At 63.7% G+C, this 13490-nt stretch carries 11 protein-coding genes; 7 read left to right on the top strand and 4 right to left on the bottom strand.

The features are described from left to right. Window positions 1–119: 119 nt before the first annotated feature. The 4 genes from BraRD5C2_RS01730 to BraRD5C2_RS01715 all read left to right on the top strand — a co-directional run bounded on the left by BraRD5C2_RS01730 (window position 120) and on the right by BraRD5C2_RS01715 (window position 4749). Entirely contained in the window at window positions 120–1454 is a 1335-nt protein-coding gene (locus BraRD5C2_RS01730; protein WP_223966412.1) for an NAD(P)/FAD-dependent oxidoreductase, read from the top strand. Next, window positions 1451–2254, top strand: a complete 804-nt coding sequence (locus tag BraRD5C2_RS01725; protein WP_223966411.1) for a DUF1365 domain-containing protein — start codon at window positions 1451–1453, stop codon at window positions 2252–2254. Before BraRD5C2_RS01730 ends, BraRD5C2_RS01725 begins: the two co-directional genes overlap by 4 nt. Next, window positions 2244–3482, top strand: a complete 1239-nt coding sequence (locus BraRD5C2_RS01720) for an SAM-dependent methyltransferase (protein WP_223966409.1) — start codon at window positions 2244–2246, stop codon at window positions 3480–3482. The genes BraRD5C2_RS01725 and BraRD5C2_RS01720 overlap by 11 nt, the downstream gene beginning before the upstream one ends. 232 nt (window positions 3483–3714) lie before the next feature. Next, window positions 3715–4749 (top strand): cysteine synthase A, encoded by a 1035-nt coding sequence (locus BraRD5C2_RS01715; RefSeq protein ID WP_223966408.1) that lies wholly within the window; start codon window positions 3715–3717, stop codon window positions 4747–4749. A gap of 118 nt (window positions 4750–4867) precedes the next feature. Here BraRD5C2_RS01715 and BraRD5C2_RS01710 read toward each other — a convergent pair whose 3' ends face one another. From BraRD5C2_RS01710 to BraRD5C2_RS01695, 4 genes are read right to left on the bottom strand one after another with little or no spacing between them, the layout of a single operon-like run. Then, window positions 4868–5608, bottom strand: coding sequence for an amino acid ABC transporter ATP-binding protein (locus BraRD5C2_RS01710; protein ID WP_029083902.1), 741 nt, complete (start codon window positions 5606–5608; stop codon window positions 4868–4870). Window positions 5609–5619: 11 nt separating this feature from the next. Further along, window positions 5620–7140 (bottom strand): amino acid ABC transporter permease, encoded by a 1521-nt coding sequence (locus tag BraRD5C2_RS01705; protein WP_223966407.1) that lies wholly within the window; start codon window positions 7138–7140, stop codon window positions 5620–5622. Beyond that, window positions 7137–8342, bottom strand: a complete 1206-nt coding sequence (locus tag BraRD5C2_RS01700; protein WP_223966406.1) for an amino acid ABC transporter permease — start codon at window positions 8340–8342, stop codon at window positions 7137–7139. The genes BraRD5C2_RS01705 and BraRD5C2_RS01700 overlap by 4 nt, the downstream gene beginning before the upstream one ends. Before the next feature lie 24 nt (window positions 8343–8366). After that, window positions 8367–9383, bottom strand: coding sequence for an amino acid ABC transporter substrate-binding protein (locus BraRD5C2_RS01695; protein WP_223966405.1), 1017 nt, complete (start codon window positions 9381–9383; stop codon window positions 8367–8369). A 329-nt stretch (window positions 9384–9712) separates the two neighbouring features. On the opposite strand from BraRD5C2_RS01695, the gene metC reads away from it, so the two are divergent. The 3 genes from metC (at window position 9713) to BraRD5C2_RS01680 (ending at window position 13482) form a co-directional block, all read left to right on the top strand. Further along, window positions 9713–10909, top strand: coding sequence for a cystathionine beta-lyase (gene metC, locus BraRD5C2_RS01690; RefSeq protein WP_223966404.1), 1197 nt, complete (start codon window positions 9713–9715; stop codon window positions 10907–10909). A gap of 289 nt (window positions 10910–11198) precedes the next feature. Further along, window positions 11199–12002 carry a Flp pilus assembly protein CpaB gene (gene cpaB / locus BraRD5C2_RS01685; RefSeq protein WP_223966403.1) on the top strand — a complete coding sequence of 268 codons (804 nt, stop codon included), beginning with the start codon at window positions 11199–11201 and terminating at the stop codon, window positions 12000–12002. 13 nt (window positions 12003–12015) lie between these two features. Further along, window positions 12016–13482: a type II and III secretion system protein family protein gene (locus BraRD5C2_RS01680; RefSeq protein WP_374707943.1), complete on the top strand. Its 1467-nt coding sequence runs from the start codon at window positions 12016–12018 to the stop codon at window positions 13480–13482. Window positions 13483–13490: the final 8 nt, after the last annotated feature.

Below are 13490 nucleotides of genomic sequence, written 5' to 3'. Positions count from 1 at the left end.
GTTGGATCACTGCCGGTGATCCAACCCGCAATATCCGTCGTTTCGTTCCATGACGCCGACCGCGCAATCGGCCGGCGCATCGTGCCGCTGAGGGATTGTAGTTGAGCAGCGACGGCAGATTGAACATAGCCGTAGTCGGAACCGGCATTTCCGGCCTCTCGGCCGCCTGGCTGCTCAGCCAGCGGCACGACGTGACGGTCTACGAGAAGTACGATCGGATCGGCGGGCATTCCAACACCGTGATAGCGTCCATCGGTCACGAGCGCGTTGCCGTGGATACCGGCTTCATCGTGTTCAACCGGAGCACCTACCCTAATCTCGCTGCGCTGTTCCGGCATCTCGATGTCGCTACGCAAGCATCGGAGATGTCGCTGTCGATTTCGCTCGACCGCGGCAATCTGGAATATTCCGGGACCGGCCTCTCGGGCCTGCTGGCCCAGCCCGGCAACCTCCTGCGCCCGCGCTTCTGGTCGATGCTGCGCGACGTCGTCCGGTTCTACGATCGCGCGACACGCGACGCCGCTCGGCTGAGCGACGAGTCGATCAGCCTCGGCGATTATCTCGTGCAAGGTGGTTATGGCGCAGCGTTCCGCGACGACCACCTGCTACCGATGGCAAGCGCTATCTGGTCGGCCCCCCCGGATGAAATTCTCGCCTTTCCCGCGGCGACATTCATTCGCTTCCACCACAATCACGGGCTGCTCCAATTGACGCAGCGACCGCCATGGGAAACCGTGGTCGGCGGCAGTCAGGTCTATGTGCAGCGGCTGGTTCAGCCGTTCGGGGACCGGATCAGGCTCGACTGCGGCGTGGTCCGGATACGCCGATCGTCCGGCCGCGTCTTGGTCACGGATGTCCACGGCGAAACGCAGCCATACGACCACGTCGTGCTGGCAACACACGCAAATCAGGCATTGTCGACGATCGACGATCCGACGCCCGATGAAGCCGAGCTGCTCGGCGCGTTCCGCTATAGCCGCAATCTTGCGGTGCTCCACTCCGATCCCGGATTCATGCCGCGGCGCCGACCGGCCTGGTCGAGCTGGAATTATGTCGGCTCGCGAGACAACGCCGCCGCGCCGGTCGGCGTGACCTATTGGATGAACCGGCTCCAGGGCATTCCCCAGCATTTGCCCCTCTTCGTCACGCTCAATCCAACGCATCCGCCACACAGCGACACGCTGCATCACACGGAGGTGTACGAGCATCCGATCTTCGATGCCGCCGCGATCGTCGCACAGCGGCGGCTATGGTCGCTGCAAGGCCAGAAAAATACCTGGTTCTGCGGCGCGCATTTTGGCGCCGGCTTCCACGAAGACGGGCTGCAATCCGGGCTTGCGGTCGCCGAACAGCTGGGAGGCGCGCGGCGGCCGTGGACCGTATCAGACGAATCCGGACGCATCGCGCTCGCCGCAAGCGCGAGGTCGTTGCCCGAACCGGAGCTGCAACCATGACGCTCCGCTCCTGCCTCTATCGCGGCAGCGTCATGCATCGGCGGCTGAGGCCCACCACGCATCGCTTCCGCTATCGTGCGTTCTGGCTGCTGCTCGATCTCGACGAGATGCCCCTGCTCGCTTCCCGTTTGCGGCTGTTCTCCCACAACAGATTCAACCTGTTTGCACTTCACGATGCCGATCACGGCGACGGTAGCGCGACGCCACTACGCCTGCAGGCCGAAGGTTGCCTGATGCAGGCAGGGATCGATATCGCCGGAGGGCCGATCCGGGTCTTCTGCATGCCTCGAACCCTCGGCTACAGCTTCAATCCGCTCAGCATCTATTTCTGCCACCGACACGACGGCCAGCTCGCCGCGATCATCTATCAGGTTCACAACACGTTCGGCGAACGCCACGCCTATGTGGCCTCGGTCGCGGCCGATACTGGCACCATCCGGCATGACTGCGACAAGGCCTTCTACGTGTCTCCCTTCCTGAACATGGACATGTCCTATCACTTCCGGCTGAACCAACCGGACGAGCATTTTGCGCTCGGTATCAGCGCAAGCGCGGGCGGAGCAACCGTGCTCGGCGCCTGCCTGACCGCGACACGCCACGAGCTCAGCAACCAAGCGCTGTTGTACAATTTCGTCGCCATTCCGCTGGTCACGATCAAGGTGATCCTTGCGATTCATTGGGAAGCGTTGCGGCTTTGGTTGAAGGGCTTGCGGTTACGCGGGCGCCCGCAACGCTCTCCTCACACGATCACGACCGTGCCCCCATCGCCCCAGCATCGGATTGACTCGCATGCACTCTGACCACCCGCAAACCGTCCCCTGCCCGCATCCTGTCGAATGGCCGCCGGTGCTGCGGGCGACTGTCGGGACGCTGCTGCGGCGGCTGTTCCGCCGTATCGACTGCGGCGAAATCCTGCTCCAGACGCCGAGTGGGCGCGGCGTCGTGATTTCCGGGATGCGCGGCGAAGAGCAGGCGCAGATCAGGATCCATGGTTGGAAATGCCTGCTGCGGCTGTTGATCGGCGGTGATCTGGGTTTTGCCGAAGGCTTCCTTGCCGGTGAATGGTCGACGCCCGATATCTACTCGTTCCTCAGCGCGGCTGCACCGCGTTCGGCACGCGCCCCCTCGTTCGAGCGGCTGAGGCCGCCGCGGCCTCTGAACTGGCTTCGTCACGCCCTGCTCAATCGCAATACCAGGCGCGGCAGCCGGCGCAACATTCGCGCCCATTACGATCTCGGCAATGATTTCTACCGCCTCTGGCTCGATCCGAGCATGACCTATTCGTCGGCGATCTACACCTCGCCACACCAGACGCTTGCGCAGGCCCAGCAGAACAAGCTCGATCGGGTGACTGAACTGCTCGATCTCAGCGGCGGCGAGAAGGTTCTCGAGATCGGCTGCGGCTGGGGCGCGCTGGCACAGCATCTCGTCGAACGGAATGTCTGTCACGTCACCGGCCTGACACTGTCGACCGAACAACTTGGCTACGCATGCGAGCAACTCTCCGAACAGGGTCTCGCCGACAGGGCAAATCTGCGGCTCGAGGACTATCGCGACACCAAGGGCACCTATGATCGCGTCGTCTCGATCGAGATGCTGGAGGCAGTCGGCGAGGCGTACTGGCCGTTGTTTTTCGACAATCTGCGGCAACGGCTCGATACCGGCGGCATCGCGGTGCTGCAGGTGATCACGATCGACGAACGTCGCTTCGAAAGCTATCGCAGGCGGCCGGAATTCATCCAGCGATACGTATTTCCGGGCGGAATGTTGCCGACCGTCGAGATCGTCGAACGACTGGTCGACAATTCCGGACTTCGGCTGGTTTCGACCGAGTTCTTCGCTGCCAGCTATGCGCGCACGCTGGCCGACTGGCGCGACCGGTTCGTCGACGCGTGGCCATCGATCGAAGCCCTCGGCTTCGATATCCGCTTCAAGCGGATGTGGGAGTATTATCTGGCCTATTGCAGGCTCGGCTTCGAAATCGGCGCTCTTAATGTGGGGCTGTACAAGATCGAGCGACCGTCTTGAACGAACCGTGTCGTGCGAATCTGACGCAGAGCGCCGATTTGCAGCAAGATTTGGCCGGATCGCAGCGCATTTTCAAAACGATCTTTCCGGCTGTGTCATCCCCCGCACGGCCAACTGGTTAACGCAGACCGCCACGCGAAATTCGCCGCACTGCAAAAGCCTTCCCCTTTTGCCATCGGCACACTAGTTTCCGGCCAGAGCAAAACACGGACCGGCAAAAGATTACCCCGACATGGCATTCAACAAAGGCGTTATTGAAGCGATCGGCAACACCCCCCTCATCAAGCTGAAACGCGCATCCGAACTGACCGGCTGCACCATTCTCGGCAAGGCCGAATTCATGAATCCCGGCCAGTCGGTGAAGGATCGCGCCGGCAAGGGCATGATCCTGGAGGCCGAAAAGCGCGGCGATCTAAAGCCCGGCGGGCTCGTGGTCGAATCGACCGCGGGCAATACCGGCATCGGACTTGCGGTCGTGGCCAGCGCGCGGGGCTACCGCACCCTGATCGTCATTCCGGAGACCCAGAGCCAGGAAAAGAAGGACATGCTGCGGCTGTGCGGGGCTGAGCTCGTCGAGGCGCCGGCGCTGCCCTACTCCAATCCGAACAACTATCAGCATCTCGGCAAGCGTCTCGCCGAGCAGCTGCGCAAGACCGAGCCGAACGGCGTGCTGTTCGCCGACCAGTGGAACAATCTCGACAATCCCAAGGCACACTATGACTCGACCGGACCGGAGATCTGGCAGCAGACCAACGGCAAGGTGGATGGCTTCATCTGCTCGGTCGGCACCGGCGGCACGCTCGCCGGCATCAGCCGCTATTTGAAGGAAAAGAACAAGGACATCGTCACCGCTTGTGCCGATCCGCACGGCTTCGCCATGTACGAGCTGTTCAAGAACGGCCAGGTCAAATCGACGCCGGGTGACTCGATCACCGAAGGCATCGGGCTCGGACGCAAGACGCCCGTGATCGAGACCGCGAATGTCGACGACGCGTTCCTGGTCTCCGACGAGGAAGCCGTGACCATCATCTACGAGCTGCTGGAGCACGAAGGTCTGTGCCTCGGCGGTTCGACCGGCGTCAACATCGCGGGCGCGATCCAGCTCGCCAAGCAGCTCGGCCCCGGCAAGACGATCGTCACCATTCTCTGCGACTCCGGCAACCGCTATCAGTCCAAGCTGTTCAACCCGGCCTTCATGCGTTCGAAGAATCTGCCGGTCCCGGAATGGCTGGAAAAGCGGAGCAAGATCGAGCTGCCGTTCGTGTAGGAGACAACGTCATTCCGGGGCGATGCGAAGCATCGAACCCGGAATCTCGAGATTCCCCGGTGCGCAATTGCGCACCTGCGGCCTGGTCCCTCGGACCATCCCGGAATGACTCCAATAATCACCGCAAGATCTGGCTCAGGAACAGCTTCGACCGCGCGTGTTGCGGGTTGGCAAAGAATTCCTGCGGCGTGTTCGACTCGATGATCTGACCGGCGTCCATGAACACGACGCGATTGGCGACTTCGCGGGCAAAGCCCATTTCGTGGGTCACGACCAGCATGGTCATGCCCTCCCTGGCGAGATCGACCATGGTGTCGAGCACCTCCTTGACCATTTCCGGGTCGAGCGCCGAGGTCGGCTCGTCGAACAGCATCACCTTCGGGTTCATGGTCAGCGCCCGGGCGATCGCCACGCGCTGCTGCTGACCGCCCGACATCTGGCCGGGAAACTTGTTGGCCTGATGCGGGATCTTGACCCGCTCGAGGAACTTCATCGCGGCCGCCTCGGCATCCTTCTTCGGGATGTTGCGCACCCAGATCGGCGCCAGCGTGCAATTGTCGAGCACGGTGAGATGCGGGAACAGGTTGAAGCTCTGGAACACCATCCCGACCTCGCGCCGCACCTCGTCGACCCGGCGCAGGTTCGGGCCGAGCTCGATGCCGTCGACCACGATCTCGCCCTCCTGAAATTCCTCCAGCGCGTTGATGCAGCGGATCAGGGTCGACTTGCCCGAGCCGGACGGGCCGCAGATCACGATGCGCTCGCCCTTGCCGACCTCAAGGTTGATGTCGCGCAACACGTGGAAGTCGCCGTACCATTTGTTGAGCGTGGAAATGTTGACGATCGGAGTTGTGGACATGGTGACCTTGTTCAGTGGCGGCGGTGAGCGTTGAGCCTGTTTTCGACGAACAGCGAGTAGCGCGACATTCCAAAGCAGAACACGAAGTAGATCATTCCTGCAAAGGCGAAGCCGGTAAAGGCTGTCGTCGGCGTCGACCAGTTCGGGTCGGAGAACGATGCCCGCAGGGAACCCAACAGATCGAACAGCGCCACGATCGACACCAGCGAGGTATCCTTGAACAGCGAGATGAAGCTGTTGACGATGCCGGGAATGACGTAGCGCAGCGCCTGCGGCAGCACGATCAACGACGTCGTCTTCCACCAGGACAGGCCGAGCGCCGAGGCGGCCTCCGCCTGCCCGCGCGCCACCGCAGCCAACCCGCCCCTGATCACCTCGGCCATATAGGCGCCAGTAAAGATCGCCACGCCAATCAGGGCACGCAACAGGCCGTCGACGGCGAAATTGCCCGGCACGAACAGCGGCAGCATGTAGGTCGCGAAGAACAACACCGTGATCAGCGGCACGCCGCGCCAGAATTCGATGAAGGCGATCGAGAATATCCGGATCAGCGGAATGCTCGACCGGCGGCCGAGCGCAAGCGCAATCCCGATCGGCATCGAGGCAACGATGCCGGTGATCGCGATCACCAGCGTCACCAGGAGGCCGCCCCACAGCCGCGTGTCGACGATCGGAAAGCCGCCGCGATCGAGCCCCATCAGCTTGATGCCTGCGGCGATCCCGGCAAACGTCAGCAGGCTACCGATCAGCGCCCTGTGCCCGGTCCGCGTGCCGCCTCCGAGCACGAACAGCGCGGCGGAGACGATCGCGGCAGTGACCAGGAAATCGCCCCAGACCGGCAGCGACGAGAGCTGCAACTGGTCGCGCAGCCAGGTCAGCGGAAAGATCAGCCAATGGATTAGAAGGCCGACCAGGACGAGCACCTTGCCCAGTACCCATGGCAGCGGGGCGATCGCCGAACTCTTGCTGAGATTGACCAAGAGATCGCCGGCGCCGCCAATGCTCTGCTCGAACAGCTGCAACAGGCCCGCGGTCCAGCTCACGCCGAAGCCGGCGATGCCGCCGCCATGCAGCAGGAAAAACGCCACCACCGGAAAGGCGAAGAAGAACAGACCGGAGTTGATGCCCTTGGCCGGCAGGCGCGGCATCAGCAGCGGCAGCAACAGCGCGGCGCCGAGCCCATAAGTCAGATTGACGCGCCAGCGCTGGGCTTCGGGATAGAAGCCATAGACCAGCTGCGTCAGCTTGGCCTGGATATAGGGCCAGCAGGCGCCGACCTCGTGCCCCGCCTTTTCGGCGAGGCAAGCAGTGCGCTCCTTGCCGGTCCAGACCGCGTCGACCAGCAGGAACTTGAGCGTCGGGACAACGATGTACCAGGCGAGCAGCAGCCCGAGAATCGTGAGCAGGATGTTGCCCGGCGAATTCAGCAGCCGCGTTCGCACGAAGCCGATGAAGCCGGTGGTCTTGGCCGGCGCCGCGCGTTCGGCGACCAGATCCTGCCGGACAAAGGACGAGGCCGACAGATCGGTCATGCCGCCATGCTCCGGTTGATGCGCCAGCCATAGACGCTCATCAGCGCGCTCGTCGTCAGCGAGAGCAGCAGGTAGACGCCCATCGTCATGGCGATGATCTCGATCGCCTGCCCGGTCTGGCTCACCGCGGTGCCGGCGAACACCGAGACCAGGTCCGGATAGCCGATCGCCACCGCCAGCGACGAATTCTTGGTGAGATTGAGGTACTGGCTGGTCAGCGGCGGCACGATAACGCGCATCGCCTGCGGCACCACGATCAGCCGCAGCGTCGCGGCGCGGCTGAGGCCGAGCGAGGAGCCCGCCTCCATCTGGCCCTTATGGACCGACATGACGCCGGCCCGGACGATCTCGGCGATGAAGGCCGCCGTGTAGGTCGAGAGCGCGACCGTCAGCGCAACGAATTCGGGGATGACCCGCGCGCCGCCGGCGAAGTTGAAGCCTTTCAGCTGCGGCAACTCGAACTTCAACGGCCAGCCGAAGATCAGCATCGAGACCAGCGGCAGACCGACCAGGCAACCCAGCAGATAGGGCCAGATCCGGATCACCTGCCCGCGCTGGAACAGGGCACGCCGCGCGTGGTGCCGCAAGCCCAGCGCCACGAAGATGCCGACCGCGAGCGCGGCCAGGAACGGATAGAGGCCGGGTTCACTGACCGGCTGCGGCACGATCAGGCCGCGATTATTGAGGAAGAACGCACCGAAGATCGAGATGCTCTGCCGCGGCGCCGGCAGCGCCGCGAGCACTGCGAGATACCAGAACAGGATCTGGAACAAGACCGGCAAGTTCCGGACAATCTCGACATAGATGCCGCCGATCCGCGACAGCAGCCAGTTCGGCGACAACCGGCACAGCGCCACGACGAAGCCGATCACGGTGGCGAAGACAATGCCGATCACCGAGACCAGGATCGTGTTCAACAAGCCGACGAAGAACACCCGCCAGTAGGTATCGGAATTGTTGTAGGCGATCAGGCTCTGATTGACGTCAAAGCCTGCATTGTAATTGAGGAAGCCGAAGCCCGACGCAATGTGCTGGGTCTCCAGGTTCGTCCGCGCATTCGCCACGATCTCATACGCGATCCAGGCCAGGACCGCGGCGAAGCCAATCTGGGCGGCCAACCCGTTCCAGCCGGTCTTGCCGCCAAGCGCACGCTTCAGCCTGAGGGCAAATTGCAGCGGTGGTTTGCGGGGCGCGATGCTCATCGCGGCAGCCGTTGACCGGACCGATCAGCGGATCGGCGGCGCGTACTGGATCCCGCCCTTGTTCCAGAGATTGTTGACGCCACGGGCGATGCCGAGCGGCGAGCCGGCACCGACATTGCGCTCGAAGTTCTCGCCGTAATTGCCGACCGCCTTGACGATGCGCACCACCCAGTCCTTGGTCAGGCCGAGCTGTTCGCCCAGATTGCCGTCGGTGCCGAGCACCCGCTTCATCTCCGGCTTGTCCGATTTGAGCATCGTGTCGACATTCTTCTGGGTGATGCCGAGCTCCTCGGCATTGATCATCGCAAACAGCGTCCACTTCACGATGTCGAACCACTGGTCGTCGCCGTGGCGCACCATCGGCCCCAGCGGTTCCTTGGAAATGATTTCCGGCAGCACGATGTGATCGGCGGGGTTCGCGAGCTTCAGACGGCTCGCATAGAGCCCGGAGGCGTCGTCGGTGAAAACGTCGCAGCGACCGGATTCATAGGCTTTGACCGCTTCGTCGATGCTGCCGAATGCGATCACCTCGTACTTCATGTTGTTGCCCTTGAAGAAGTCGGCGAGGTTCTGCTCCGTCGTGGTGCCGGTCTGCACGCAGACCGACGCGCTGTTCAATTCGAGCGCCGAATTGACCTTGAGCGACTTCTTCACCATGAAGCCCTGCCCGTCATAATAGGTCACGCCGGTGAAATTGGCGCCGAGCGAGGTATCGCGCGACACCGTCCAGGTGGTGTTGCGCGACAGCACGTCGATCTCGCCGGATTGCAGCGCCGTGAAGCGATCCTTGGCCGACAGCGGCACGAACTTGACCTTGGTCGGGTCGTCGAGCACCACGGCGGCAATGGCCCGGCAAACGTCGACGTCGATCCCGGTCCAGTTCCCCTTATCGTCCGGTGATGAAAAGCCAGGCAAACCCTGGCTGACGCCGCAGGACAGCTGACCGCGGTCCTTGACCGTCTTGAGGGTTTGCGCCGAGGCGGACTGGACCGACAAGGCAGCGGCAGCGGCAAGGAGGACAGCCAGGGATACGCGTTTCATGGGTAGGCCTTTCAGGGTCGTCCATTGGACGTTTTGCTTTGTGATCGCCTCGCGTTCACGGGCCATCCCAATGATCCCCTGCAGCAAAAGATGCTGATCTGACAGTCAGTTTGACGTGCAAACCGGCCAGGCAACGGATCGTAGGTCGCGGCAGGCCCCTCAACGTGCGGCGACTGGTAGTTGCGGCGCATCACATAGCGACTGACGAGCCGGGTCAAGGGGTTGACGCACGTCTTCTACCTCTTGTTAGTAACACCTCCCGGCGTGGCCCTGTCTTCCCGACGCGCTACGGCTGCGGCAAAAAGTCTAAAGTCTAACGGCAGCAAACCATGACCTCCTCCGACGGCTCCACGCCCTCCCGCCCGCAAGACGCCGCGACCCGCCTGGTCACGGCCGGCCGCGACACCAAGGCCCAGAAGGGCTTCGTCAATCCGCCGGTCTTCCACGGCTCGACCGTGCTTTATCCGACCGCCGAGGACCTCCACGCCCATCGTGCCGAATTTACCTATGGCCGCCACGGCAGTCCGACCACGCGGGCGCTGCAGGACGTGCTGATGGCGCTGGAAGGCCCGCAATGCGCCGGCGTCGGCATCGCCCCGTCGGGACTGGCCGCGATCAGCACCACGCTGCTCGCCGTGCTGAAGGCCGGCGATCACCTGCTGGTGTGCGACAACGCCTATCGGCCGACCCGCAATTTCTGCGACAACATGTTGAAGCGCTACGGCATCGAGACCAGCTATTTCGATCCGCTGATCGGCGCCGGCATCGAGACGCTGTTCAAGCCGAATACCCGCGCGGTGCTGATTGAAGCCCCCGGTTCGCAATCCTTCGAGATGCCCGACGTCCCCGCGATTGCGGCCGTGGCGCATGCCCGCGGCGCGCTCGTGATCGACGACAACACCTGGGCGACGGCGCTCTATCACCGCTCGCTCGAACAGGGCGTCGACATCAGCATGCAGGCCGGCACAAAGTATGTCGGCGGCCACTCCGACATCATGTTCGGCACCATCGCGGCCAATGCAAAGGCCTGGCCGCTGATCCAGGAGGCGATCCGCCTGCTCGGCGTCTGCGCCGGTCCGGACGACGTCTATCTCGCGCTGCGCGGTGTCCGCACGCTGTCGGTGCGGCTGGCGCAGCACCACCGCTCCGGGCTCGAGATCGCGCGCTGGCTTGGCGCGCGGCCCGAGGTCGATCGTGTGCTGCACCCGGCCCTGGAAACCGATCCGGGGCACGCCATCTGGAAGCGCGACTTCACCGGCGCCTCCGGCCTGTTCAGCATCGTGCTGAAGCCGGTGCCGCAGAGCGCGGTCGATGCGATGCTCAACGCGCTCACGCTGTTCGGCATGGGCTTTTCCTGGGGCGGCTTCGAAAGCCTCGCCATCCCGTTCGACTGCAGCGACTATCGCAGCGCGACCAAATGGTCGCCGGGCGGGCCGACGCTGCGGCTGCATATCGGGCTCGAAAATCTCGACGACCTCAAGGCCGATCTTGATCGCGGCTTTGCCGCGTTGAAGGCCGCGCTCTGATCCTTCGGCGCCGGCTTGCGCGTTAGGCGACATTAACCACGACCGACTGGCCGTGACGCCGCGTTGCGACCTCCACGTCGCACACGTTGCACGCGCGCGATCTCAGGGATTCTGCGGAGATGCGACGGCGCCCGATAACTCGCCGTTCACCATCCCCACCAATCCCTTAATTGTCCGGACGTTCCATCAAGTTCCCTTATACTTTTGCGGCCGTAGTGATGCTCCCGGGAAGGGTTGTCAGTGCCGCAAGGACGTGACTGCCCTGCGTTAAGGGCATTCAGACAATCGCATGAAGACGGCACGCATCGTGGTCCTCGGCATCGCCGGCGTCGCAGGCCTCGCGGCCATGTATCTCGCGAGCGTTGGCGATCGCAAACCGGCGCCGGTCGCGCCGCCAGTAGTTCAGCTGCCGACCGTCGAGGTGCTGGTGGCGAAGTCCGACATCGGGCTCGGCCAGTCGGTCAAGCCTGAAGACGTGCAATGGCAGCGCTGGCCGGCCGAGACCGCGAGCAGCGCGTTCATCCGCCACGACACCAATGCCGACGCCATGAACGACGTCATCGGCTCCATCGCACGCGCACCCTTCATCATCGGCGAGCCGATCCGCGAGCAGAAACTGGTCAAGGCCAATGGCAGCGGCTTCATGGCCGCGATCCTGCCCACCGGCATGCGCGCGATCTCCACGGAAATCTCGCCGGAGACCGGCGCCGGCGGCTTCATCCTGCCCAACGACCGCGTCGACGTGATCCTGTCGCGACGCGACAAGAATCCCGATCGGCAACAGGGCAGCGGCGACATCATCACCACCGAGATCCTGCTGTCCAACGTCCGCGTGCTGGCGATCGACCAGGCGCCGAAAGAGAAGGACGGCAACAACTCCCTCATCGGCAAGACGGTGACCCTCGAACTCAAGCCCGAACAGGCCGAGACGCTCGCGCGGGCCCGGCAGAGCGGCACGCTGGCGCTGGCGCTGCGCAGCATCGCCGACGTCAACGAGAAGACCGACGAGACCACAGACCATGCCCCGAAGCGGGGCGAGAGCATCCGGGTGGTGCGTTTCGGCATCCCGAGCTCTCAGACGACACAGAAGTGATGGGGGCTTCGATATGACAATTGGTGCAAAACAACTGGCGACGCGGGCCACACTGGTCCGCTCGCTGTCATTCTCGGCGGTCACCGCCCTGATGCTGATCCCTGCCCTCGCGAGCGCAACCGACCCCGACAAGAACGCGGACGTCGCGGTGACCAGCAGCATTGCCGCCAAGACGCGCTTCGTCTCGCTCGGCGTCGGCAAGTCGGTGGTGGTCGACCTGCCGCGCGAGGCCAAGGACGTCCTGGTCGCCGATCCCAAGATCGCCAACGCCGTGATCCGCTCGGCGCAGCGCGCCTATATCATCGGCGCCGCGGTCGGCCAGACCAATGTGGTTTTCTTCGACGCCGACGGCAACCAGGTCGCCTCCTACGACATCGCGATCAAGCGCGACCTCAACGGCATGCGTGCCGCACTGAAGCAGATGCTGCCGGGCGTCCAGATCGAGGGCGTCGGTGAGAGCGTGGTGCTGACCGGTACCGTGGCAAGCCCGGTCGAGGCGCAGCAGGCCGGCGACATCGCAGCCAAGCTGGTCGGCGGCGCCGACAAGGTCGTCAACTCCATCGTGGTGCGCGGCCGCGACCAGGTGATGCTGAAGGTCACCGTCGCCGAAGTGCGCCGCGACGTCGTCAAGCAGCTCGGCGTCGATCTCAGTGCCAACATGAACTACGGTACCGCCGCGGTCGTCTTCAACAACGCCAACGCCTTCACCGCCAACAACGGACCGCTCGCCAACAATATGCTGACCGGCGCGGCCCTGAACAAGCTCGGCGTGCCGACCGTCACCGCGACGCTGCGCGCGATGGAGAGCGCGGGCGTGGTGAAGACGCTGGCCGAGCCCAACCTCACGGCGATCTCCGGCGAGTCCGCGACCTTCGTGTCAGGCGGCGAGTTTCCCATTCCGACCGGCGTCACCTGTCAGACCTCGGCGACAGGCACGATCGGGAATTGCGTCCAGACCGTCAGCTTCAAGAAGTTCGGCATCTCGCTCAACTTCACCCCGGTGGTGCTGTCCGAGGGGCGCATCAGCCTGAAGGTGATGACCGAGGTTTCCGAAGTCTCGATGGACAACGCGTTGACCGGCGGCCAGGGCGGCACGACCATTCCCTCGATCAAGACCCGGCGCGCCGACACCACGCTGGAAGTGCCCTCCGGCGGCTCGATCGCGATGGCCGGATTGATCCAGGAGCAGACCAAGCAGGCCATCAATGGAATGCCCGGCGTCGATCAGATCCCGGTGCTCGGGCAGCTGTTCAGGAGCCAAGACTTCGTCAACAACGAGACCGAGCTCATGGTCATCGTGACGCCCTATGTGGTGCGCGCAGTTGCGCAGAAGGAATTGTCGCGTCCCGATGACGGCTTCGCGCCGGCCTCCGACGCGCAGTCGGCGCTGCTGGCGCGCGTCAACCGCATCTACGGCGTTGCCGCCCGTGCCGAGCCGATCGGCGCCACGCCGGTCAATTTCGGCTTCATCATCGACTGAGGCGCTGA

The sequence above is a fragment of the Bradyrhizobium sp. RD5-C2 genome (assembly GCF_019972155.1).
Taxonomy (GTDB): Bacteria; Pseudomonadota; Alphaproteobacteria; order Rhizobiales; family Xanthobacteraceae; genus Bradyrhizobium.
The sequence above is the reverse complement of the archived record's forward strand: the minus strand, read 5'-3'. Positions and strand labels throughout refer to the sequence as shown.